At 59.9% G+C, this 24457-nt stretch carries 22 protein-coding genes; 14 read left to right on the top strand and 8 right to left on the bottom strand.

The annotated features are described in order from the left end of the window. Positions 1-582: 582 nt before the first annotated feature. Both ACZCWR_RS30665 and ACZCWR_RS30660 read right to left on the bottom strand, forming a co-directional pair. The gene (locus tag ACZCWR_RS30665) at positions 583-1365 is read right to left on the bottom strand and encodes an enoyl-CoA hydratase (protein ID WP_487305425.1); all 783 of its coding nucleotides are present in this window, start codon (positions 1363-1365) and stop codon (positions 583-585) included. A gap of 12 nt (positions 1366-1377) precedes the next feature. Next, positions 1378-3045: an acyl-CoA synthetase gene (locus ACZCWR_RS30660; protein WP_487305424.1), complete on the bottom strand. Its 1668-nt coding sequence runs from the start codon at positions 3043-3045 to the stop codon at positions 1378-1380. A 220-nt stretch (positions 3046-3265) separates the two neighbouring features. Here ACZCWR_RS30660 and ACZCWR_RS30655 point away from each other — a divergent pair, with 220 nt between their 5' ends. Next, positions 3266-3508, top strand: coding sequence for a hypothetical protein (locus ACZCWR_RS30655; RefSeq protein WP_487305423.1), 243 nt, complete (start codon positions 3266-3268; stop codon positions 3506-3508). Positions 3509-3544: 36 nt separating this feature from the next. On the opposite strand, the gene ACZCWR_RS30650 is transcribed toward ACZCWR_RS30655, so the two are convergent. The 3 genes from ACZCWR_RS30650 to acuI form a co-directional block, all read right to left on the bottom strand. Continuing rightward, positions 3545-4171, bottom strand: a complete 627-nt coding sequence (locus tag ACZCWR_RS30650; RefSeq protein WP_487305422.1) for a glutathione S-transferase family protein — start codon at positions 4169-4171, stop codon at positions 3545-3547. Positions 4172-4183: 12 nt separating this feature from the next. Beyond that, entirely contained in the window at positions 4184-4810 is a 627-nt protein-coding gene (locus tag ACZCWR_RS30645) for a glutathione S-transferase family protein (RefSeq protein ID WP_487305421.1), read from the bottom strand. Between the two features lie 1052 nt (positions 4811-5862). After that, entirely contained in the window at positions 5863-6840 is a 978-nt protein-coding gene (gene acuI, locus ACZCWR_RS30640) for an acrylyl-CoA reductase (NADPH) (protein WP_487305420.1), read from the bottom strand. A 113-nt stretch (positions 6841-6953) separates the two neighbouring features. Between acuI and ACZCWR_RS30635 the strand changes: the two genes are divergently transcribed. Both ACZCWR_RS30635 and ACZCWR_RS30630 read left to right on the top strand, forming a co-directional pair. Then, positions 6954-7349 (top strand): DUF1801 domain-containing protein, encoded by a 396-nt coding sequence (locus tag ACZCWR_RS30635; protein ID WP_487305419.1) that lies wholly within the window; start codon positions 6954-6956, stop codon positions 7347-7349. Between the two features lie 220 nt (positions 7350-7569). Next, positions 7570-8706, top strand: coding sequence for a porin (locus tag ACZCWR_RS30630; RefSeq protein ID WP_487305418.1), 1137 nt, complete (start codon positions 7570-7572; stop codon positions 8704-8706). Positions 8707-9723: 1017 nt separating this feature from the next. Here the strand turns inward: ACZCWR_RS30630 and ACZCWR_RS30625 are convergent. Beyond that, positions 9724-10890, bottom strand: a complete 1167-nt coding sequence (locus tag ACZCWR_RS30625; protein WP_487305417.1) for a porin — start codon at positions 10888-10890, stop codon at positions 9724-9726. Positions 10891-11221: 331 nt separating this feature from the next. Between ACZCWR_RS30625 and ACZCWR_RS30620 the strand changes: the two genes are divergently transcribed. After that, a complete protein-coding gene (locus tag ACZCWR_RS30620; RefSeq protein WP_487305416.1) occupies positions 11222-11824 on the top strand; it encodes a hypothetical protein in 603 nt (200 codons plus the stop codon). 51 nt (positions 11825-11875) lie between these two features. On the opposite strand, the gene ACZCWR_RS30615 is transcribed toward ACZCWR_RS30620, so the two are convergent. Beyond that, positions 11876-12040 carry a hypothetical protein gene (locus tag ACZCWR_RS30615; protein ID WP_487305415.1) on the bottom strand — a complete coding sequence of 55 codons (165 nt, stop codon included), beginning with the start codon at positions 12038-12040 and terminating at the stop codon, positions 11876-11878. Between the two features lie 442 nt (positions 12041-12482). Here ACZCWR_RS30615 and ACZCWR_RS30610 point away from each other — a divergent pair, with 442 nt between their 5' ends. The 7 genes from ACZCWR_RS30610 (at position 12483) to ACZCWR_RS30580 (ending at position 16963) form a co-directional block, all read left to right on the top strand. Then, complete coding sequence (locus tag ACZCWR_RS30610; protein WP_487305414.1) at positions 12483-13262, top strand: acetoacetate decarboxylase; 780 nt, start codon at positions 12483-12485, stop codon at positions 13260-13262. Positions 13263-13286: 24 nt separating this feature from the next. After that, positions 13287-14069, top strand: a complete 783-nt coding sequence (locus ACZCWR_RS30605; RefSeq protein WP_487305413.1) for a 3-hydroxybutyrate dehydrogenase — start codon at positions 13287-13289, stop codon at positions 14067-14069. A 9-nt stretch (positions 14070-14078) separates the two neighbouring features. Then, positions 14079-15320, top strand: coding sequence for a DUF3734 domain-containing protein (locus tag ACZCWR_RS30600; RefSeq protein WP_487305412.1), 1242 nt, complete (start codon positions 14079-14081; stop codon positions 15318-15320). A gap of 182 nt (positions 15321-15502) precedes the next feature. Then, on the top strand, positions 15503-15994 hold the full coding sequence (locus tag ACZCWR_RS30595) for an Hcp family type VI secretion system effector (RefSeq protein WP_487305411.1): 492 nt from the start codon (positions 15503-15505) through the stop codon (positions 15992-15994). Further along, entirely contained in the window at positions 15991-16413 is a 423-nt protein-coding gene (locus ACZCWR_RS30590) for a DUF3592 domain-containing protein (RefSeq protein WP_487305410.1), read from the top strand. Before ACZCWR_RS30595 ends, ACZCWR_RS30590 begins: the two co-directional genes overlap by 4 nt. Further along, on the top strand, positions 16400-16699 hold the full coding sequence (locus tag ACZCWR_RS30585; protein WP_487305409.1) for a hypothetical protein: 300 nt from the start codon (positions 16400-16402) through the stop codon (positions 16697-16699). Before ACZCWR_RS30590 ends, ACZCWR_RS30585 begins: the two co-directional genes overlap by 14 nt. 18 nt (positions 16700-16717) lie before the next feature. After that, on the top strand, positions 16718-16963 hold the full coding sequence (locus tag ACZCWR_RS30580; protein WP_487305408.1) for a hypothetical protein: 246 nt from the start codon (positions 16718-16720) through the stop codon (positions 16961-16963). Positions 16964-17005: 42 nt separating this feature from the next. On the opposite strand, the gene ACZCWR_RS30575 is transcribed toward ACZCWR_RS30580, so the two are convergent. Further along, a complete protein-coding gene (locus ACZCWR_RS30575; protein WP_487305407.1) occupies positions 17006-18631 on the bottom strand; it encodes an ABC transporter substrate-binding protein in 1626 nt (541 codons plus the stop codon). A gap of 142 nt (positions 18632-18773) precedes the next feature. On the opposite strand from ACZCWR_RS30575, the gene ACZCWR_RS30570 reads away from it, so the two are divergent. From ACZCWR_RS30570 to ACZCWR_RS30560, 3 genes are all read left to right on the top strand, one after another. Then, positions 18774-19745: a threo-3-hydroxy-L-aspartate ammonia-lyase gene (locus tag ACZCWR_RS30570; RefSeq protein ID WP_487305406.1), complete on the top strand. Its 972-nt coding sequence runs from the start codon at positions 18774-18776 to the stop codon at positions 19743-19745. Between the two features lie 313 nt (positions 19746-20058). Next, positions 20059-22380, top strand: a complete 2322-nt coding sequence (locus ACZCWR_RS30565) for a DNA-binding protein (RefSeq protein WP_487305405.1) — start codon at positions 20059-20061, stop codon at positions 22378-22380. A gap of 101 nt (positions 22381-22481) precedes the next feature. After that, positions 22482-24452 (top strand): hybrid sensor histidine kinase/response regulator, encoded by a 1971-nt coding sequence (locus ACZCWR_RS30560; RefSeq protein WP_487305404.1) that lies wholly within the window; start codon positions 22482-22484, stop codon positions 24450-24452. The last annotated feature ends 5 nt before the right edge of the window (positions 24453-24457 follow it).

The following is a 24457-nucleotide window of genomic DNA, read 5'->3' as shown; positions in this document are numbered from 1 at the left end:
GTGCGCTTCGCGCGCCGAGAGCTTTAGAACGGAATCCCGCAGCGTATAAGCGTCCAGCCACATCACGCTTCTCCGCAAGATTGCTATTCGGTCCTACCTTGGTTAGTGCTCCCACTAAAAGATGACTTGCGTTGGTGGGTGCGCTTTGCCTAGAAGCACTTACCAAGGTAGGGCCGAATGGGAGAGGTGCGATGCGGTGTGCGGTGGCTGGGCGCTGATACGCTGCGGGGTTCCGTTCTTACGTTCTCGGCGCGCGAAGCGCATGGCCGAAAGAATGAATGCGGTCCACTTTGACTAGAGAGTTGGAGCGCGTAATCGCTAGGTTGCCTAAGCGACTCGTTACGCGTGGAAAGTCCTATTGCGACCACTGTATCGTTAATCCAGACCACCCTTTCCAGCCAGCGTGCATGGGGGTAAAAGCTGCTTTCTTTGGTGACTTTCTTTGCAGCAGCAAAGAAAGTTACCCCCCCGCCGGGGAGGCGGCTACTGCAATAAAAGCCCCAAAAGCAGAAGCCCCTTGCAACACAGAACAGCAAAACCAAACCCCGCCTGTCAGCTCAAGCACTACCAAAATACAACAAACTAACGCCCCCAACGCGGCGCGCGTTTCTCAATGAAAGCCTGCGTACCCTCAAGCGCATCCCCATCCATCATATTGCAAGCCATGGTCTCACCAGCAAGCGCATAAGCCTCCTCGATGCCAACTTCAAGCTGCCGATAAAACAACCGCTTCCCCGCCGCAACCGCCGCACGCGGCTTCCCCGCAATACTCGATGCAAGCACGCGAACCGCATCATCCAACGCCCCCGCCGCAGCGACACGATTCACAAGCCCACGTTCCCGCGCAGTCTGCGCATCAATGAAATCGCCAGTAACGAGCATCTCGAACGCCGCCTTGCGCGCCACATTCCGCGTAAGCGCCACCGCAGGCGTCGCACAAAACAGCCCTAGATTCACCCCCGATACCGCAAACCGCGCCTCACTCGATGCCACCGCGAGATCGCACATCGCGACAAGCTGACAGCCCGCCGCCGTAGCGATGCCATGCACCCGCGCAATCACCGGCTGCGGCATGCGTTGAAGCATGAGCATCAGGCGCGAGCATCGCGCGAAAAGATCGCGGTAATAATCGAGCGATGGCTCCGCGCGCATTTCCTTGAGATCATGACCGGCGCAAAACGCGCGACCCGCGCCCGCCAGCACGACCACGCGCGCATCCGATCGCGCGATATCTACCAGCGCGTTTTCGAGCGCATCGAGCATGGCTTCCGAGAGCGCGTTGAAGGCATCGGGGCGATTCATCGTGACCTGCACCGCGTCACGAATGTCATGCACGTTCTGTTCGATTAAAACGAGTTCGCTCATGGCCTTTCTCCTTCAACTGTCGATGGCCGCAACCGACCCCGCGCGCTTGCGCAATTCGAACTTCTGAATCTTGCCGGTAGACGTTTTCGGCAACTCGCAGAATTCCACCGCACGCGGAATCTTGAAGCCCGCGAGTTGCGTTCTGCAATGCGCGATCAATGCTTCTGCGCTGACCTGCGCACCCGCCTTCAGTTCGACAAACGCGCACGGCGTTTCACCCCAACGCTCATCCGGCCGCGCGACCACGGCAACCGCCAGCACCGCAGGATGCCGATACAACACATCCTCCACCTCGATGCTAGAAATATTCTCGCCGCCCGAGATGATGATGTCCTTGCTGCGGTCCTTGATGCGCACATAGCCATCGGGATAGGTCACCGCCAGATCGCCGGTATGAAACCAGCCGCCGCGAAACGCTTCTTCCGTCGCAGCCGGATTCTTCAGATAACCCTTCATCGCGATGTTGCCGCGAAACATGATCTCGCCAATGGTCTCGCCATCGGGCGGCACGGGCTGCATGGTGAGCGGATCGCGCACGCTCACGGCATCCTGCAAGTGATAGCGCACGCCCTGACGCGCATTCAACCTCGCGCGTTCGCCGATATCGAGCGTGCTCCATTCGTCCTGCTGCGCGCAGACGGTGGCGGGACCGTAGACTTCGGTCAGGCCATAAACATGCGTGAGTTCGAAGCCGAGCCGCTCCATGCCTTCGATCATCGCGGCGGGCGGCGCGGCGCCTGCGACCATCGCGTGAACCTTGTGCGCGATGCCTGTCTTGAGATCATCGGGTGCGTTCACGAGCAGATTCTGCACGATGGGCGCGCCGCAATAGTGCGTGACGCCTTCGCTGCGGATCAGGTCGAAGACGGTCTTCGCGTCGATCTTGCGCAGACAGACATTCACGCCCGCGCGCGCCGCGACCGTCCAAGGAAAGCACCAGCCGTTGCAGTGGAACATGGGCAGCGTCCACAGATACACCGAGTGCTTCGGCATGTCCCATTCGAGGATATTGCTGACCGCATTCGTGTATGCGCCGCGATGGTGATACACCACGCCCTTGGGATGCCCCGTCGTGCCCGAGGTGTAATTCAGGCAGATGGCGTTCCATTCGTCCGATGGCTTCGACCATTCGTAGGCGGGGTCGCCGGAAGCCAGCAGCGCTTCATATTCGATCTCGCCGATGCGCTCGCCCGTGCCTTCGTAGTTCGAATCATCGACATCGATCACGAGAACGGTTTGCGGCACATCGGCGAGGGCCTTTTGTACGACAGCGGAATATTCGCGATCGACGAGGATCGCTTTCGCTTCGCCGTGCGTGAGCATGTAGGTGATCGTGGCCGCATCCAGCCGCGTGTTGAGCGCGTTGAGGACCGCGCCCGCCATCGGCACGCCGAAGTGCGCTTCGACCATTTCGGGCGTGTTCGGCAGCATGGCCGCCACCGTATCCCCCACGCCGATCCCGCGCGCCACCAGCGCCGATGCAAGCCGCCGAGCGCGCTCATAGGTCTCGGCCCAGTTGCGGCGCACGCTGCCGTGGACCACGGCCATACGCGTCGGATAGACCGTCGCCGCCCGCTCGATGAACGTCAGCGGTGTTTGCACCGCGAAGTTGGCGGCGGTTTTAGGGAGGCCTTCGTCGTAAAGATGGTTTGCCACGGTCGTCTCCTGTCGATGCGTCATTCTCGCCGTCCTTTATTAGTTTCTCATTATGCGCCCAGCCTTACGACACGCTGACGCACCGCGTTGTCTCGTTATTAGCCGATACATGAATGCGTCAACGCTTGCCGCGCCACCGCGTTATTCGCTGTAGTGCCGTTGCGCGGAGGCTTTGCAAGTACAACGGACGAAATCCCGAACGCGACGCGTTCGGATCAACGTTTCAAATCGTAAGGAGTTCGGAATGAAGCGCATCATTGCAGGGTTGGTGTTGGCAGGCATCGCTGTCGGCGCGATGGCGGATCTGAATCACTTCGGCGGCTTCAAGCCCGAGCAAAAGATGATCGACGATACGATCGGTCGCATCGAAGCTCAGCATCGCGCAGACAATGTGGGCTTTGGCGGTCACGTCGAAAGGGCCGAAGTGCTGTTGCGTCAGGCGAAGGACGAGCTGACCGCTGCTGAAGCATTCCGCGCGCATCGTTAAAGCTTTATGTTTATGGAGCCCGCATGCGTGCGGGCTTCAGTCCAGTTTGACTTCGAAGCCGCGTTTTACCGCAGGGCGCGCGAACATCGTTTCATACCAGCGCTTTACGTTGGGGAATTCATCGAGCGAAACTTGATGGCGTTCATGCCGCCACGCCCAGCCGAGAATGGCGAAGTCCGCTACCGATATTTCACCCGCTACGTATTCAATTTCGCTTAAACGTGTGTTCAATACGCGATAAAGCCGACGCGTTTCATCCGAATAACGTTGGAGTCCGTAACGTCGGTCGCTCTCTGCCTCGACCGCGCGGAAGTGATGAACCTGTCCGGGCATTGGACCAAAGCCGCCCATCTGCCACATGAGCCATTCGAGCACGGGCACGCGTTCGCGCAGGTTCGTCGGCAAAAACTGGCCGGTTTTTTCGCCGAGATAAAGCAGAATTGCGCCGGATTCGAAGATGCCGATGGGCTGACCGTCAGGCCCATTCGGATCGACGATGGCCGGAATCCGGTTGTTCGGGCTGATGCGCAAGAATTCCGGCGCGTGCTGCTCGCCTTTCGTGATGTTCACCGGCTTCACGGTATAGGGCAATTGCATTTCTTCCAGCGCGACGCTGATCTTGCGTCCGTTGGGCGTGTCCCACGTATGCAGTTCGATTGTCATGTCGATGGTCTCTTAGCTAAGCGGCGGCGCGATATAACGCGCAAACCCGGCATGCGAACTCTGCGCCGCGTACCACCGATCGAGTCCCGCCAACACAGGCCGCTTCAGTTCCGCGATGCCGTACCAACGCCGCGCGTAAGCCGCGATAACGAGATCGGCGAGTGTGAAGGCATCGCCTTCGAGGTAAGCGCGGTTTTGCAATCGGGCATCAATCACGCGCCAAAGCTTTTCGACTTCCTGCGCGTGCGTTTCGAGTTTTGCTGTGTCGCGTTCGGCAGCGCTCGTGCGGACATAGCCCCAGAAGACCGGGCGTTCGGTGGGCTGCAAGGTGGAAAGCGTCCAGTCGAGCCAACGGTCAACGCTCGCGCGCAACTTCGGTTCGGCAGGGTAGAGCGTATTGCCGGGCGCGTATTGCATCGCGAGATAGCGCAGGATCGAATTCGATTCCCACAACGTGAAGTCGCCATCCACGAGCGTTGGCACGCGGCCCATCGGGTTCATCGTCAAATATTCCGGCTGGTCGTTGCGACCGAACTGCATGCCCGCGTCGATGCGGTCATAGGCTAGCTTCAATTCCTCACAACACCATAAAACCTTCTGCACGTTGACCGAATTGGCGCGGCCCCAGATCGTCAGCATGAATCGTCATCTCCTGTGTTGTTGTCGGACAGTCTCGCGGTTTGACGTCGCTTGCCGCGCGCGTTTCGTAATGGCATGGCTCGATCGGGTCTGCATCGCGGCATCGATGTCTCTTCGATTATTGACGATTCGCATTTGGACTGCACGCGTTCGTATGGGGTGGATTTGTTTGCAGGGCAGGCGGATTACGGGTGTATTGGTCGATTCGAAGAACTTGTCGTGGAAGGGGCTTCTTCTGTTTGTGTCTTTATTGCAGTAGCCGCCTCCCCGGCGGGGGGGTAACTTTCTTTGCTGCTGCAAAGAAAGTCACCAAAGAAAGCAGCTTTTTACCCCATGCACGATGGCTGGAGAGGGTTGGTCTGGATTAACGGATGCAGTGGCCGCAATAGGACTTCCTTCGCTTAACTAGCCGCTTGGGCAACCTTGCGATTGCGCGCTCGAATCCTTTGGCCTTAGTGGACCGCGTTCATTCATTCGGCCATGCGCTACGCGCGCCGAGACAGTAAGAACGGAATCCCGCAGTCTATAAGCGCCCAGCCACATCACGCTTCCCCGCAAGATCGCTATTCGGTCCTACCTTGGTTAGTGCTCCGACTAAAAGGTGACTGGCGTTGGTGGGTGCGCTTTACCCAGAAGCGCTTACCAAGGTAGGACCAAATAACGACAAAACGGCGCGGTATGAGGTGGCTGGGCGCTCATACGCTGCGGGATTCCGTTCTAAAGCTCTCGGCGCGCGCAGCGCATGGCCGAAAGAATGAATGCGGTCCACTAAGTCATGAACATTCGAGCGCGTAATCGCAAGGTTGCCCACACGCCAAACCACACGAGGGACATCCTAACGCGGCCACTGTATCGTTAATTCAGGCCACACTCTCCAGCCATCGAGCCTGGGGTAAAAAGCTGCTTTCTTTGGTGACTTTCTTTGCAGCAGCAAAGAAAGTTACCCCCCCGCCGGGGAGGCGGCTACTGAACATAAAGCACAAACACCAGCAGCCCCTTGCACGACAAAGCAACAAAATCAACCGCAGGTCCAAACGACCGAGTGCTGCCGCCTACACATTAACGATCAAACGCCCTCGCACCTTGCCCTGAAGCAGTTCGCTCGCCAGGCCGATGGCATCCGCGAGCGGCACTTCGCGTGTCATCGCATCGAGCGCGTCCGCAGGCAGTTCTTGAGCGAGCGCTTGCCACGCGGCCTGACGCACATCAAACGGCGCCATCACACTGTCGATGCCCGCAAGCGTCACCCCGCGCAAAATAAACGGCGCGACGCTGCCCGGAAAGTCCATGCCCTGCGCCAGTCCGCACGCAGTCACAATGCCGCGATAACGCGTCGATGCACACGCATTCGCCAGCGTATGACTGCCCACGCTGTCTACCACGGCTGCCCAGCGCTCCTTCCCAAGCGGCTTGACCGGCGACGACAACTCCGCGCGATCGATCACGTCGCTTGCACCCAGCGCCTTCAAGTGTTCCGCCTCGTTCATGCGTCCCGTCGATGCCACCACGCGATACCCACGCTTCGCGAGCAGCATGATCGCCACGCCGCCGACGCCACCGTTCGCGCCGGTCACGAGCACATCGCCGCTGCCGGGCGCGACACCGTGCGCTTCGATCGCCTGCACGCAGAGCATGGCGGTATAGCCCGCGGTGCCGATTGCCATGGCGTGGCGCACGGTCATGCCTTCGGGCATCGGCAGGAGCCAGTCGGCCTTCACGCGCGCCTTCTGCGCAAGCCCGCCCCAATGCGTTTCGCCGACGCCCCAACCGTTCAGCAGCACGGCATCGCCCGGTTTATAGCGTGCGTCGCTGCTGGCTTCCACGGTGCCCGAGAAGTCGATGCCCGGCACCATCGGGAACTTGCGCACGACGGGAATCTTGCCGGTGATCGCGAGGCCGTCCTTGTAGTTGAGCGTGGACCACGCCACGCGCACGGTGACGTCGCCTTCGGGCAATTCGGCCTCGTCGAGTTCCGCGACGCGCGCCACGGTGCGATCGTCTTGCTGGTCGAGCAGAATGGCTTTGAACATCGAATGCGCTCCGGTTGAAAGGAATAACAAAGCCTATGCTACATTCTTCGCGCTTCGAATGATGCCGCCATTTGGCGCATCATTTCTTGTCTGCACTAAACACGGAAATACCCATGACGCCTTCACAAAAAATCGATGAACTCATTGCGAGTATTCCCGACTGGCGCAAAGAGACTTTCTCGACTATGAGAAAAGCCATTCTCGAAGCGGATAGCGAAATCGTCGAGGAATGGAAATACATGGGTAGTCCGGTTTGGTATCGCGATGGCATGATCGCGGTCGGCAATGCGCACAAAGACAAAGTCAAGCTCACTTTCCTTTACGGCGCGAGTCTGCCCGACCCGGATGGCCTATTCAACGCAGGGCTGGAAGGCAATGCGCGGCGTGCCATCGATTATCTGGAAGGCGACAAGGTGAATGTGCGTGCGCTCAAGGCGCTTATTCGCGCGGCCATAGAATTCAATCAGGGCAAGCAGAAGAAATCTTCTTCAAAGCCTAAAAAGGCTTAAGCGGTCGAACGTCAACTCTATTGTTATAAACAGCGCGTGTCCTTGCGTAAAACCCAACACCAATACGCGCGACTTAGCTAAAAAAGTGCCTAAAGCCATTCGATATGTTAAAAGTCCGCCAGTCTTGACGTGCTAAGACGGCGCTTCGACAGCGTTTCGAAAGCCCGCACGGTCAAGGCATCAAACAAGACATGAGACGATTTTGACTGACGGCACATCCATGAAGACAATGACATCGCGCGCGTTCGCCGCATTGGGCGCAACCGCTTTCGCACTTGCCTGCCAATCCGCGTTCGCGCAAAGCTCGGTCACGCTGTACGGCGTCGCCGATGTAAGCGTGCGCTATCTGACGAACGCCAACGCGAACAACGACGGCAAGTTCTATATGACCAACGGCGCGATCACGAATAGCCGCGTCGGTTTGAAAGGCACCGAAGATCTCGGCGGCGGGCTCAAGGCGATCTTCCAGTTGGAAAGCGGCATCGAACTGGAAAACGGCGCGCGCTCGGACCCGAACCGCGAGTTCAATCGCGCAGCGTTCGTCGGCCTGAACAGCCAGTACGGCACGCTGACGCTCGGCCGTCAGAAGACGCCGCTGTTCGACATGCTCGGTGATACTTACGATCCGCTCACCGTCGGCAATTACTTCGAAAACGCATGGCTGCCCGTCGCGCTCGGCGCGGGTCTCTATGCCGATAACGCGGTGAAGTACAACGGCACCTTCGCCGGTCTTACCGTCGGCGCGATGTATTCCTTCGGCACGAATTCCACGTCTACAGGCGCGGGCGGCTTCTCGGGACAAGTGCCGGGTCACATGGGCGCGGGCAATATGTATGGCTTCACGGCCTCGTATGCCTTGGGGCCGTTGTCCATCGGCGGCGGCTATCAGCAGAACAGCGACAACGCGAGCAATCATCAGAAAATTTGGAACGCGAATGCGGTGTATGCGATTGGCGCGGCCAAGCTGTATGTCGGCTATCTGCATTCGACCGACGACACCGGCTTCGTGGACAGCACGCTCGCGCAACGCAATCTCGTGGCGGGCGTGGATATCCTCAAGGGTTCGGGCCGGCGCGATGACGGTCCTTTCGCGGGCATCACGTATCAGTTCACGCCTGCGCTGCAGTTCACCGGCGCGTTCTACTACGACCACATGAAGAACGCGGCCATCGGCGGCGGCGCGACGGGCAGCGGCAATCGTTATACAGGCGTCGCGCTGGCGGAATACGCGTTGTCCAAGCGCACGGAAGTGTATGGCACCGTGGACTTCAACAAGGTCACGGGTGCGGGCGATGTCGAATTGCCGGGACGTTCGAACCAGACCGGCGTGTCGGTCGGCTTGCGCAATATCTTCTAAAGAGGCGTCTTTATAGCGTCTGGAAGCAACCGGCCGTTTTTGCATGGCTTCGTCAAGGAATCAGATGTAGACAGCAGCACTCGACCTGACAGACAGTGTCTGTTCTCGCACTATCGTTGCCGAGTTGGGTTTGTTGTTCTTTTCGTGCAAAGGGCTGCTGTTTTCTGGGCTTTTATTGCAGTAGCCGCCTCCCCGGCGGGGGGGTAACTTTCTTTGCTGCTGCAAAGAAAGTCACCAAAGAAAGCAGCTTTTTACCCCATGCACGATGGCTGGAAAGTGTGGTCTGAATTAACGATACAGTGGCCGCGTTAGGACGTCCCACGTTTCGTTAAGCGTGTAGGCAACCTAGCGATTACGGGCTCGAATCCTTGAGTCTTAGTGGACCGCAGTCATTCTTTCGGCCATGCGCTGCGCGCGCCGAGAACGTAAGAACGGAATCCCGCAGCGTATCAGCGCCCAGCCACCTCACACTGTATCGCACCTCTCCCATTGGGCCCTACCTTGGTAAGCGCTTCTGAGCAAAGCGCGCACACCAACGCAAGTCACCTTTTAGTCGGAGCACTAAACAAGGTTGGGCCGAATAGCAATCTTGCGGGGACGTGTGATGTGGCTGGGCGCTGATAGGCTGCGGGATTCCGTTCTTACGTTCTCGGCGCGCGCAGCGCATGGCCGAATGAATGAATGCGGACCACCAAGCCATGGAATATTCGAGCGCGCGATCGCGAGGTTGCCTAAGCGGCTTGTTATGTGTGGAAAGTCCTATTGCGGCCACTGTATCGTTAATCCAGACCACACTCTCCAGCCATCGTGCATGGGGTAAAAAGCTGCTTTCTTTGGTGACTTTCTTTGCAGCAGCAAAGAAAGTTACCCCCCGCCGGGGAGGCGGCTACTGCATAAACAGCACAACCAACAGCAGCCCCCTGCACAACATATACACAGAAGCCTCTCACCTGACAGACAGAGAAGACGAAACGTCACCTGACGCTGTCCGATAGGTCGAGTACCAGCTAATACAAATCAGAAGCGATGACGCACGCCCACGCGCGCGGCGAACTGCGTATCCGCGCCCGCCGTGCCGACATACGACGTCGACGAACCGATCTGCGCCTGCACCGGCACCACGCGTCCCGCCACGGTGTTTTCGCCCGAGGCCTTCTGATAAGCGCCGATCACATACACATCGGTGCGCTTCGAAAGCGCGTAATCCACCGATGCATTCACCTGATGCCACTTGCCTTCCACGCGATCATCCAGCTTGGAGAACGTGTAGCCGAGGCCCGTGGTCAGTTCCGGCGTGAAGCTGTACTTACCGCCGATTTCATAGTTGTTCAGCTTCGATTCCGCGCCCGTGACCGGCTCGAATTTCGTGTGCGTCCAGTTGGCGAACACCACGGCCGCGGCAATCGTGTACTTCGCGCCGATGCCGAAGGTTTCCAGATCGCGCAGGCCGCCCGTCGCCACGTTGGCGATGGTCGTGCTGAACGCAGGCGCCGCGCCGCTCGGGAAACGAATGTTCGTATAAGCCGCGCCGATGCCGAACGGTCCCTGCACGTAGTTCAGCCCGAAGCTATAGGTGCTCGAAGAACCTTGCGTCGTCACGCCGCCAACGGTCGTGGTGGGCGTGCCCGCGAAGTTGGTCGAGTTGGAGAAGCCGTACATGCCACCGAAGGTCACGCCGTAAAAGCTCGCGCTCGTGAACTTCACCGCGTTGTCGATGCGGCTCGAGACCAACTGATCCACGTCATTGATGTGATAGGCGAAGTTGCCCGATGCGGTCTGACTGCCGGTCGTGTAATTGCCGCCGATGATGTCGGTGGAGAACGAATACTGACGCCCGAACGTCAACGAGCCGATGCCGTTCTTCGACACGCCCACATACGCCTGACGCCCGAATTCGCGGCCACCCTGACCGAGCGTGCCGGTGCCGCTGTCGAAACCGTTTTCAAGCACGAACAGCGCCTTGAGTCCGCCGCCGAGATCTTCCGTGCCGCGCAGGCCCCAACGCGTGCCGGATGCCACGCCATCGCCGTATTTCCACAGGCTGTCATGGCCGGTCGCGGTCGTGACCTTGTTGGCGTAGGTGATGCCGGCATCGATGATGCCGTAGAGCGTGACACTGCTTTGTGCGTGCGCGGCGATGCCGAACGTCCCGAGTGCGGCGGCGGCTACGAGAGTCTTCTTCATGCTGTTCCTTGTTATTGGCATCGAACGGACGTGCAAAGGCGCTCGTCGAAGTGACGATCCGAATCGATACGTTTTTGGGGTGCTGCGAAAAAAGCGAATGCCTTGCCTGATGCAAAGGCGTGCGAACTTCGTTGCGCCCTTGAGCGGGACACTGACGGTTCGTTGTAGTGTCGGAAATATAGCGAACCGTTAGCCGATGGTAAAGAATTTTTACGGCGTTTGTAGTCTTTCTTCCACACAGCGTGCGCTAAGAATCCTTAAGCGATCTTTAGCCGGGAGCGCTGCTTGCATGCGCTTTAGCTAAGACGAATAAATGCTAAAGGAGGCACTCATGAGTGAAGATGCATGCGCCAAAGGCGTCAAATTTATCGATGAACAATTGCAGACGCTTTATACGCATGCCGCGTTGCTTGCGCGCTGGATAGAAACCGGCGAGCCGAAGCCCGATCTGAGCGCGGCGTCGGCGCTGCTTGCGCACGCTCATGCGAAACCCGAGGCGCATACGCATAGCGAAGACGGCAGCACCACGCGCGATGGCGACGCTTCGCCATCCGAATGGCCCGCGCTTGCGGATGCATCGCAGAGAATGACTTTTGTTTTGAACGTGCCGTGCGCGAACGCGATTGTCGCAGTCGCGAATTTCTTCGATGTGAACCGCTTATCGGCCTCACGCACGCCCGAAGTGCAATTTCTTTTGCGCGCCCGCGATGCCGCGCTCAACGCGGATACTTTTAGCATCGCGCAAGGCGAACATGCGCCGCATGCGGCATTCGGCGGTTTGATAATCGATGAAAAGCGGGACGGGCAGGCGCTGTTCGGCCATGGCGCGCGTACCGGATTGATCGCGTATGGCGATGTGGTGGGATTGCTTCGCTATCTGCGCAAGCTGTTGAGAAGCATGCAGACCATCGTCAGCTCAGGCGATGCCGGCTGAATACAATAAAAACATGCCGCCGATAAACCACTATCGGCGGCGTGCGAGTCTTTACTGCGCCGGTGCCGGCGTCGCCTTCTTGCTGTGATGCTTATGATGCTTGTGCGTCGGACGCGGCTTGTTGTTCGGGTATGCAGCTTCGGCGAACGACAGCGTCGGCATGGCGAAGGCGGCAAGGATCAGGACAGCAATGGCTTTCTTGAAAGACGTTTTCATTGAACACTCGCGAAGAAGGTGGCTTTGAGAATTTAGGCGGCGCATGGCTTGACGCTTAAGCGCCAAGGGCCATGTTTAGACAGCATTTGACGACGTGACCCGGGGAAAACGTCAGCACGGAAAAACCGTTACGACACCTTGCCTTTTCACCAAGCTGGGGCAAGATGCGCCTTTGCACGATCGTCGAACGGTTAACGCAGGAAGCTTGCTTTGCGTTGACGTCTTTTTACATCACGCTATATTGCAGCGCAACAGTATTTTGCATGAACTAAGCAAATAGAGCTAAGCGCGTGCGCGCGACTTTCCTAAGCCTTGTCTGGCAAGCCTTAGCGGAATTTATTTTGCCTTGAACACACGAATTAGGAAGGTTCGCCTTCCGCGACGATTTCATGAAGGACCACTATGATCGTCCCTGTTTTTTTAACTTTAGGGACAACCAAAAGTGAAAGAAGAAGATATCCGCAGACATGCGTTCGCCATGCCTGTCCACAATCCCGCCTATCCGCGTCCGCCGTTCCGGTTCGTCAACCGCGAATACTTCATCATCTCCTACGAAACCGACCGCGACGCGCTCGCCGCCATCGTGCCGGAACCGCTCAAGGTCGACAGCGGCCTCGTCCACTACGAATTCATTCGCATGCCGGATTCATCGGGCTTCGGGGACTACACCGAGAGCGGGCAGGTCATTGCCGTGATCGATCAGGAAGGCCGCAAGGCGTCCTACACGCACGCCATGTATCTCGACGATGAAGGCCCGATCGCCGGTGGCCGCGAAATCTGGGGCTTTCCGAAGAAGCTTGCCTCGCCGCGTCTCGCGGTGGACGGCAAGGACACGCTGCTCGGCACGCTCGACTACGGCACGCAGCGCATCGCCACGGGCACCATGGGCTACAAGTTCCGTCCGCTCGATCTCGAAGCCGAGCGCGTGAAGCTCGCCGACACGCCCAACTATCTACTCAAGGTGCTGCCGCATGTGGACGGTACCGCGCGCGTCTGCGAACTCGTGCGTTTCTTCCTGCGCGATGTCAGCGTGCTCGGCGCATGGGAAGGTCCGGCGGCGCTGGAACTGCATGCTCATGCACTCGCGCCGGTGGCCGATCTGCCGGTGCGCCGCGTGGTCGGCGCGCGTCACGTCATTGCGAATCTCACGCTCGATATCGGCGAAGTGGCTTACGACTATCTTGCTCATCCGGACGCGCTCAGGCTCGCGGTCAATCAATAAACAACGTTTAAAAGGAATTCAATCATGGCACTGCAGGGAAAAGTCGCGCTCGTGACGGGCGCAGCAAGCGGCATCGGTGAACAGACGGCGCGCAAGCTCGCGGCCGATGGCGCGGCGGTGGTCATCGCCGATCTGAATCTCGCGGCCGCGCAGAAAGTGGCGGACAGCATCGTCGCGGATGGCGGCAAGGCGATTGCCGTCGCCATGGATGTCACCGATGAAAACGCGGTGAACGCGGGCATCGAAGATACGGTGGCGAAGCTCGGCGGGATCGATGTGCTCGTGTCGAACGCGGGCATTCAGATCGTCGCGCCCATCGAGGAATACGCCTTCGCCGACTGGAAGAAGATGCTCGCCATCCATCTCGACGGCGCGTTTCTCACGACCAAGGCCGCGATCAAGCATATGTATGCGTCGGGTCGCGGCGGCTCGATCATCTACATGGGTTCGGTGCATTCGCATGAAGCGTCGAAGCTCAAATCCGCTTACGTGACGGCGAAGCACGGTTTGCTCGGTCTTGCGCGCGTGGTCGCCAAGGAAGGCGGTCCGCGTGGCGTGCGCGCCAATGTGGTATGCCCCGGATTCGTGCGCACGCCGCTGGTGGAAAAGCAGATTCCCGAGCAGGCCAAGGCGCTCGGCATCAGCGAAAACGATGTCGTGAAGAACGTCATGCTGAAGGACACCGTGGATGGCGAGTTCACCACGGTCGCGGACGTGGCCGACACGGTCGCCTTCCTCGCGGGCTTCGAATCCAACGCGCTCACGGGTCAGTCGATCGTCGTGAGCCACGGCTGGTTCATGCAGTAAGGAGGACGCATGCGCCGCAGTCAACGCAATACAATCGCGCAGCCGAATCACATCGATCTGCCGCCCTATGACGAAATCGGCCTCGTGCTGCAGGGCGGCGGGGCGCTCGGCTCTTATCAGGCGGGCGTGTTCGAAGGGCTCGCCGAAGTGCAGGTCGAGCCGACGTGGGTGTCGGGCATTTCCATCGGCGCGCTCAATACGGCGATCATCGCGGGGAACGCGCCGGAAAATCGCGTGGCCGCGCTGCGCGGGTTCTGGAACACGATCTGCCAGCCGGCGGATTTGGTGGGACACGTGAGCGCGCTCGTGCCGGCGGCTTTCGGCTTCGCCAATATCGGACGCAAGTTCTCCAGCATGTGGGCCGCCACGCGCGCGCTCACGGAAGGCCAGCGCGGCTTCTTTTCACCGCGCATGCAACTGCCGTTCGCGGAGTCGAAAAGCAAACGTCCCAACGACGTGAGCTTCTACGATACGTCGGCTCTGCGCGCCACCTTGCTGCAATTCGCCGACTTCGACCGTATCAACGATGGCGCCATGCGCGTGTCGGTGGGCGCGGTCAACGTGCGCACCGGTAATCTCGTCTACTTCGACAACACGAAGATGACGCTCGTGCCCGAGCACTTCATGGCGTCGGGCGCGTTGCCGCCGGGCTTTCCGGCGGTCGAGATCGACGGCGAGTATTACTGGGACGGTGGCCTCGTTTCCAATACGCCGCTCACGGAGATCTTTCGTGAGAGCCAGCACAAGGACACGCTCGTGTTTCAGGTGGACTTATGGAGCGCGCGCGGCACCTTGCCGGGCGATTTTCTCGATGTGGCCGAGCGGACGAAGGACATCCAGTATTCGAGCCGCACGCGCGCCATGACCGAGTTCGTCGCGCAGAATCAGAAGCATGCGCGGCTTATCAAGGAGTTGCTGGAGCATGTGCCGGAGAAGGTGCGGCGCGCGCATCCGCTGATCGCCGATGCCCAGCGCGTGGCGGATGGCGGCGCGATGAACGTGGTGCATCTCATCTATAAGAATAAGTTCTTCGAAGGGCACTACAAGGACTACGAGTTCAGCAACGACACGATGGATGAACACTGGGCGAGCGGGCTTGAAGATGTGCGGCGGTCGTTTGCGCATCCGGAATGGTTCGAGATTCCTAGCCATGATCTGGGGTTTGTTACGCATGATGTGCATCGGAGGGAGGCGGCGCCGCAGGCGGTGCCGGTGATGCCGGGGGAGGAGCGGGTGGTTGAGGTGGACTAAGGTAAGTTGATTTAAGGCAGTACAGCGGCCGAATCTCGTTGCGAGTCGGCCGTTTTCGTTTTCGTCGTTCAAATAATCGGCAATGCCAACAGACGTTAAATTGTATGTCAGTTAATCCGTCATGCTTACTTTCCCCGACACTATAAAATTCTTTGGCGGCGGTGAAAGTAAGGAGGACCGGCATGCTGACAGCCAGCAATATCTTTCTAAAAATCGATGGCATCACTGGCGACTCCCAAGCCTTCGGTCATGAAAATGAGATCGAGGTAGTGAGTTGGGACTGGAAGCTATACCGCGATTCGCGCGATCAGTCACCTCAAAACAAAACATCGGTTGACCACTTCACTTTTGTGCACCCGGTCGGCCTGGCGTCATCAGGATTGTTGAACTATCTCATTCAAAACAAGATGGCAGCCAAGGCACTGCTGCGCTCTTATCACCCGACTGCGCAAGCCCAATCTGAAGGTGTGGCAGGAAAGTCGATTCCGCCTCAACCGTTTCTGACATTGACACTCGAAAACGTCATGGTGATGAGCGTGACGCCATACGGTTGCCTGGGCGGACATTATGAAGAGATCGCGCTCTCGTTCAATAAATTCAAACATGAATATGCCAAGGGCGTGGGTGGCCTACCCGGTCCAAAGGCAACGGTCGAGCACGATCTGCGTCGATGATGAAGCCCTCGAAGCGCTGCATCAATTGGTTCGTGGTCGCGCAAGGCATTGCTATTTTTTGCATCCAACTGTGCTTCTTGCCGACCACTGTTGAGTTCGTCAGAAAGTCGGAGGTCGTGCAGGCCCGAGTCACTAAGTTGAATGCAGGCGGCAGACATCCACAAGTCGAATTTACTACTGACGACGGGCAGCGCATTTCGGTTCCGGCAAGCAGTTTTTTTAGTCCCGTCGACGTGGGCGACAGAATGGAGATGCGCTACGACCCGAAGCATCCACACAGCGCGTACGCGAACAGCCTGCTCGGTGTCTGGGGCATTCATGTGGTGCCCGTTTTCTTTTCGATTCTCTTTGTTTTAGGTGGGTTATTGGGCTTGTCGGCCAGAGAATCTGCGTTTGAGAGGGACAATGATTCTAAGTGAGTGGACGGTTGAAACATCGGCCGGTGGGAATATCGGACTGGGACGGGTCTCACTCTCAAACGGCATGTTTGTCCTGAAAGATCCAAACCAACACAAGTTCAAGTTTCACTACCGGACAGGCGGAATGGGTTTGGAAATCGGCGTTCGATTGCCGCCCCGGTTCCGTCTGCCCGACATCAAACTGCCCCGATTCATTTCACGGGACGGGACTGTGGCGGGGACCGGCGCAACCAGTGACTTTGATGGCGGTGGCATGATTTTCCGCTTCGGTAGCAAGGAGTTCTAACCTGGTGATTTCGCCGGCATGACGCTTAGCCTGGAGGCCGGCGGAGGCGTGCTCATCGCGGGCGGTACGACGTGGTTTCTCACGGGTTTGCAGCACAAGATGGTGGTGGCGTGGTTCTTCAATCCCGCGCTCTTCACCAATCTGCTCTTTTCCAGCGCGACGGCCGTTGTCGTATTGGTCGGCGTGAGCGAAGGGCTGGTGGATGGCCTCTTTTTATCGCCGATGCTTGGTTCCATTTCCTTCGATGGGCCGTATCGAGAGTAGATGCTTGCATTTCCCGATACGGCTCGAATATCGGATATGGCGCTAGTCGAGCGTAATCCCATCAAACCGATGCCCCCCCAGCGGGCTAATCAAATACCCTTGCACACGCTTCGAAATCGGCTGAAACGCGTTCGCATGCGCAAGCGGCGTGTACGGCACCTGATCCTTGAACACGACCTGCGCTTCCTCATAAAGCTTGGTGCGCGCATTCTGATCGGTAATAAGCCGCGCCTTCGCCAGCAAATCATCGAACTGCTTGTTGCACCACTTCGCCATGTTGCTGCCGTGAACGGCATCGCACCCTAGCGTGGTGCCGAGCCAGTTGTCCGGATCGCCGTTATCGCCCAGCCAGCCGTAGAGAATGGCGTCGTGCTCGCCATTGGTCTTGGCGCGCTTGTTGTACTCGGCCCATTCGTAGCTGACGATATTCGCCTTCACGCCGATCTTCGCCCAGTCCGACTGAATCAACTGCGCCATCAGACGCGCATTCGGGTTGTAGCCGCGCTGCACCGGCATGGCCCAGAGCGTGATGGAAAAGCCATCGGGAAAGCCCGCCTGTTTCAGCAGATCGCGCGCCTTCGCGGGATCGTGCGGCGCATCCTTTAACGCCTTGTTATAGGACCATTGCGACGGCGGCATCGGATTGGACGCCACCGTAGCCGCGCCTTCGTAGACTTCCTTGATGATCGCCGGCTTGTCGATCGCCATGTCGAGCGCGCGGCGCACGAGCACGTTATCGAGCGGCTTGTGCGTGGTGTTGTAGCCGACATACGCCACGTTGAAACCCACGCCCGACAGCACCGTAAGCTTGGGGTTCTTCTTCGCGCTGACGATATCGGCGGGACGCGCGAACGAGGTCACCTGACATTCGCCGCTTTCGAGCTTCTGCTCGCGCACGGCGGCATCCGGCGTGATCGCAAAAACGAGCTTATCGATGTGCAGATCCTTCTTGTTCCAGTAAGTCGGGTTCGCATCGAAACGGATGGTCGAGTCTTTCTGATAATCGCGGAACACGAACGCGCCCGTGCCGACCGGCTTCTGATTGATGTCCTCCGGCTTGCCTTCCTTGAGCAGTTGCGTGGCATATTCGGCGGACAGGATCGAAGCGAATTCCATCGCGATATTGCGCACGAAGACGACGTCGGGCGTCTTGAGCGTGAAGCGCACCGTGTAGTCGTCGAGCTTGTCGACGGACGCGATGTTCTTGTCGTAGCCGAGATCGGTCAGATACGGAAAGCTCACCGGATGCGCCTTCTGAAACGGCTCATTCGGGTCGATCATGCGCCTGAACGTGAACACCACGTCGTCGGCGTTGAAGTCGCGCGTCGGCTTGAAGAATGCCGTGGTCTGAAACTTCACGCCATGTCGCAGATGGAAGGTGAAGGTCTTCGCGTCCGGCGACTCGTCCCATTTTTCGGCGAGGCCCGGCGTCAGGTCGAGCGTGCCCCGCTTGAATTCGACGAGCGTGTCGTAGACGGCGTGCGCGCCGGCATCGAAATCGGTGCTGGTGGTGTATTGCGCGGAATCGAAACCGGCGGGGCTGCCTTCGCTGCAAAAGACCAGGGTCTTGGTTGCCGCGTGGGCCGAACCGAAAGCAAGAAGAAGAGATGACGCAAGCGCGCACAGCGTGGCGCGCGATCGACTACGTGGCAGGGCGTTTTTCGTCATTGGATCGCTTGAGCACGGAAGAGTTTGTGATGCCGCTTTGCGCGGGCGTCAACCTGTACTCTATCGCGGCTCGGCCAAGCCGCCACGAATGGAGGCTTGTACAATCGGTCGGGCCGCCGATCTCCAGAAAAATTCCATCGCCATGACCGAACTCCTCCTGCCTACTTTCGACGATGTCCTCGCCGCCGCCCACCGCCTCGACGGTTTTGCGCATCGCACGCCGGTGCTGACTTCGCGCACCGTGGACGAAGCGCTCGGCGCGACCGTCTTCTTCAAGTGCGAGAACTTCCAGCGCATGGGCGCGTTCAAGTTTCGCGGCGCGTTCAACGCGCTCTCCAAGTTCGATGCCAACCAGCGCCGCCGTGGCGTGGTCGCGTTTTCGTCGGGCAATCATGCGCAGGCCGTCGCGCTGTCGGCGAAGCTGCTCGGCATGCCGGCCACCATCGTCATGCCGAACGATGCACCCGCCGTCAAGGTAGCGGCCACGCGCGGTTACGGCGGCAACGTCGTGCTCTACGACCGCTACACCGAAGACCGCGAGCAGATCGGCCGCGATCTCGCCGCGAAGCACGGCCTCACATTGATTCCACCGTACGACCATCCCGACGTGATGGCCGGTCAGGGCACCGCCGCGAAAGAACTGTTCGATGAAACCGGTCCGCTCGATGCCTTCTTCGTCCCGCTCGGCGGCGGCGGTCTGACTTCCGGCTCGGCGCTGTCGGCCCGCGCGCTGTCGCCGGATTGCGCGCTGTACGCCGTCGAACCGGAAGCGGGCAACGATGGCCAGCAGTCGTTTCGCAGCGGCAATATCGTGCATATCGACACGCCCAAAACCATCGCGGATGGCGCGCAGACGCAGCATCTCGGCCAGTACACGTTTCCAGTGATCCGCCGCGACGTGACGGACGTGCTGACCGCCAGCGACGCCGAACTCGTCGATTGCATGCGCTTTTTCGCCTCGCGCATGAAAATGGTCGTCGAGCCGACGGGTTGCCTCGGATTCGCCGCGCTGCGCCGGATGAAAGATCAGTTTGCGGGCAAGCGCGTGGGCGTGTTGATCAGCGGCGGCAACGTCGATATTCAGCGCTTCGCCGAATTGCTGGCCTCGGACTGATTGGTTTCGATGCGCTCACGTTTTCGGATTAATCGACATTTCCCGGCTCGCCAAGCAGCACGCGGCACGGCCAGAATGTGAAAATCGTGTGAATGCCGCGATTCGTGTGCACTTGCGGGCCCCGTTATATCGTCCACCGAATATAATTTAATGCTCTGGATAATGATTCTTCGCGCAGGCTAAAGCCGTAACGTTTCAAAAGCTGCCTGTGAGCATGCAATTTGCGGCCTGAACGCAAATTGAACCGCGGCTTAACCGCACGGTAATCGAAGATTCATTTTTCTTCTGGCTGAATTGAATGATCGAGGCGCATATGGCCGCTGACGCAGATTACATAACCGATGACCAAATCGTTTCCATCGCCGAGCGGCTGAGCGGCGAAGGCCGCGCAGTAACGCCCATGACGGTCTGGCAGGAGTTGCGCGGCGGCTCGATGGTCGAGATCGCCGCCGCACTCCAACGCTGGCGCGACGCACGGCTGCCGCAGGCGCCGGCCGTGCCGGTCAGTGAAACGTTGCCGCCGGAACTGAGCGAGTCCGCGCTGGGCGTCGCGCATCGGTTGTGGGCGGCGGCGCGCGAAGAGTTTGGCCGCTTGCACGGCGAGCACGTGAGCATCGCCAATCAGCGGATCGACGCGGCGCGCGCCGAACGCGACGAGGCGCTCGGCGCGTTTCAGCACACCGAGGCGCAGGCATCGGCGTATCAACGGCAACTGAACGATCTGCAGGGCGAACTGAGCGCTTCGTCGGAAGCGGCCGCGCGGCTGCGCGACGACCTTTCGGCGGCGAACGCCCGTGCGGAACGCAATCAGGCACTCGTCGGCGAGATGGTCCAGCACGCGTCCTTGCAGGAAGAAAAGCTGCTTGCGGCCACTGCTTCGCTCGACGAACAACGCCGCGCGCACGAAGCGCTCGGCGCTGAACTCGCGCGCAAGAATCAGGACACCGCGCGCGTGGTGGAAGAACATCGCAAGGCGCGCGAGCATATCAGCCGGCTCACGCAGGATCTCGAAGACAAGACGAACGAAGGCGCGCAGCGGCTCGGCGCATCGCAGGCGGAACTGGAACGTCTGCGTGGCGAACTGGATATCGAGCGTGACGCGACGGCATCGCATGTCAGCGAAGCCATGACCATTCGCAACGACCTGCAGCGCGTGAACAGCGAACTGGATTCGGCACGCGCGCGCATCGACACGCTGGATCACGAAAAATCCGCCGCGCAGAATGAAACCGAGACGCTCCGGCATGCGCTGAGCGCCGCGCAGGGCGATTCGGACATCACGCGCCAGCGCATCAGTCAACTGGAAGAGCAACTTGCCGCGCGCGAACGTGGCGAAGCCGAAGCGCAGATCGAAGCCACGCGCTTCTCGCAGGAAATCGCGTCCACGCGCGAACGTTTGACGCAACTGGAACAACAACTGGCCGAGCGCGAACGCGGCGCGTCCGAGGCGCAGGCCGAAGCGGCGCGTCTCGCGCAAGACGCCGATGCCTCCCGCGAACGCGTCGCGCAACTCGAACTGCAACTGGCCGAATCCGAACGCCATGCGCAGGCGACGCAGGCGGAAACGGCGCATCTATCGCAGGAAAGCGTGACGGCGCGCGAACGTATCGCGGAACTCGAACAGCTTGTGGCCGGTCACGAGCAGGGCGCAACCGATGCCCACGCCGAAGTCACGCGCCTCGAACACGAAGCCGCCGCCGCCCGCGACGAAGCCGATGCCACGCGCGAGCGCGCGGCGCATCTGGAACAGCAGTTGGCCGAGCACGAACGCCGCCACGTGGATTCGCAGTCCGAGATCGCGCGCCTCGTGCAGGACGCATCCGCCGCGCACGAGCACAAGACGCAGCTCGAGCAGCAACTTTCCGCGCATGCGCAGGGCGCGACCGAAACGCAGGGCGAACTCGCGCGTCTGACGCAGGAAGCGTCGGGCTCGCGCGAGCGCATCGCCGAACTGGAGCAACAGCTTGCGGCGCGCACGCAGGGCGAGACATCCGCGCAGGCGGAACTGGCGCGTCTCACGCAGGAAGCCGACACGGCGCGCGAGCATGCCGCCAAGCTCGAACAACAACTCGCCGAGCGCACGCAGGGCGAAAGCGCCGCACAGGCCGAACTGGCGCAACTGAAACAAGACGCCGCCGCCGCACGCGACGAAGCCAACACCGCGCGCGAACGTGCCACGCAACTGGAACAGCAGCTTGCCGAGCGCGAGCGCAGCGCCGCCGCCGACAAGGAAGCGCAACACGCGCAACTCGTCGCGGCGCAAACGCGCAGCGCCGCCAATGAGGAAGAGATCGTCGGCCTGCAACGTCAGATCGCGAATCAGGCCAAGACGCACGCGAAGTCCTACGACGAACTGCGCACCAACGCCGAACAGTGGGTCACGTATGCGAAGGACCTCAAGCAGCGCCTGGACATCGCCAACGAAAAAATGGTGTTCATCGATGCCCGCAGCACCGGCGAAGTCGCGCTGTTGCGGCGCTTGTCATCGGAACTGGAACGGCTGAAGCCCGATCACGAACTCGTGTTCCGCGAGGCGCAGCAACGGCTGATCGGCGACAAGATGACTCAACAGTTGGCGCAGAAGGGCTATCGGTACGATCCGGCCACGGCGGTGATGAGCAAGATCGAGGGTTAGGCACGCGAACGCGCGAACGTGTCCGTCGTCATATACTGAGGCGTACCCGTTAATCCATCTCCGGGCCGCATCGTGCGGCCCGTTTCATATCTTCGATCGCCATGAGCAGCGACGTTTCGCAAGCGGAACACAGCAGGCATCTCGACATGGCGACGCTGCTCGCCCGCCATGACTGGAGCACGAGCGAACTCGGGCCGCCGAGCGCATGGCCCGATGCCTTGCGCACTGTTGTCACGCTCATGCTGGATTCGAAAGTGCCGATGTGGGCCGCGTGGGGCCCGGCGCTCTGCATGCTCTACAACCAGCCGTACAGCGAGATGCTCGGCGGCAAACATCCTGCCGCGCTCGGGCGTCCGCTGTCGGAGGTCTGGTCGGAAATCTGGAACGACGTATCGAAACTCGTCGCCACCACGCTGCAAGGGCGCGCGGTCTTTCAGGAAGACTTGCCGCTGCTCATCAATCGCAACGGCAGCGACGAACAAACGTGGTTCACCTTTTCCTACACGCCGGTTCGGGATGCGAGCGGCAAGGTCCACGGCCTCATGTGCACCGTGTGGGAATCGACGGAAAAGGTGCGCGGGCAACAACGCCTGCAACATAGCGAGGCGCGTCTGCGCGCGCTCACGCAGGCGAACTCCAACGTCATCTATCGCATGAGTCCGGACTGGAGCCGCATGCTCGAACTCAACGGGCACGGCTTCGTGGTCGATACGCCGACGCCCAGCGCATCGTGGATGGAGCATTACATCTGCCCGGACGATCTCGGCATGGTGCGGCAAGCCATTGACGATGCCATTCGCACGCGTTCCATGTTCGAACTGGAGCATCGCGTGATTCGCGCGGATGGCTCGATCGGCTGGACGCTCTCGCGCGCGGTGCCCATGCTCGACGAACACGGGCACATTCAGGAATGGTTCGGCACCGCGAGCGACGTGACCGAGCGCAAGGAAGCGCAGGCGCGGCTCGTCGATGCGGACCGCATGAAGGATCAGTTTCTCGCCATGCTTGCGCACGAGTTGCGCAATCCGCTCGCGCCCATTCGCAGCGGCCTGCATATCTTGCGGCTCAACGAGGAAACGCCGCGCGCCGACCGCGTGATCGGCATGCTCGACCGTCAGGTGGATCACTTGGTGCGGCTCGTCGACGATCTCATGGATGTCGCGCGCATCAGCAGCGGCACGCTTCAGTTGCGCAGGAAGCGTATCGAGTTGGCGGATACGCTCAAGGCCGCGCTCGATCTGAGCTTGCCCGCGGTGGAGAAGGGCGACCATACGTTGCAGGTGCATTTTCCGACCGAACGCTTATGGGTCGATGGCGACGATGTGCGTCTCGCGCAGGTTTTCTCGAACCTCGTGAACAACGCGGCCAAGTACACGCCTACGGCGGGCATTATCGATATTTCGATGGTGCGGGAAGGGCAGCGTGTCGTGGTGCGTGTGCAGGACAACGGCATGGGCATCGCGCCGGAAGATCAGGCGCGGCTGTTCACGCTGTTTGGCCGGCTCGATGCCACCTCCGCGCGCGGCGACGGTCTCGGCGTGGGTCTCGCGCTCGCGCGGCATCTGCTGGAACTGCATGGCGGCGAGATCACGCTGACGAGCGCGGGCGTGGGCGCGGGCAGTTGCTTCACCGTGACGCTGCCGCTCGTCGATGCGGATGCCACGCATGAAGCGCCATCGCCCGCAAGCGCGCCTTCATCGCTCGAAGGATTGAAGCTCCTGATCGTCGATGACAACCGCGACGCCGCCGACAGTCTCGCCACGCTGCTCGATCTTCTGGGCTGCCACGTCACCGTGTTCTATCACGGCGCGGATGCGCTCCGCGAACTCGACACGCTCCATCCCGATGCAGCGCTGTTCGACATCGGCATGCCCGAAATCAACGGTTATGAATTGGCGCAGACCGTGCGCGCGAAAGGTGCGCACCGCGAGATGATGCTCGTCGCCGTCACAGGTTGGGGGCAGCCGGAAGATCGCGCGCGCACGCGTGCGGCGGGCTTCGATCATCATCTGGTGAAGCCGGTGGATCTGGCGCAACTCGAACAGATTCTGTCGAACTTACCACGCAACTAAAGCGC

The sequence above is a fragment of the Caballeronia sp. A2-2 genome (assembly GCF_057612605.2).
Note: the sequence above shows the minus strand (reverse complement) of the source record. Positions and strands in the feature narration are given on the sequence as shown.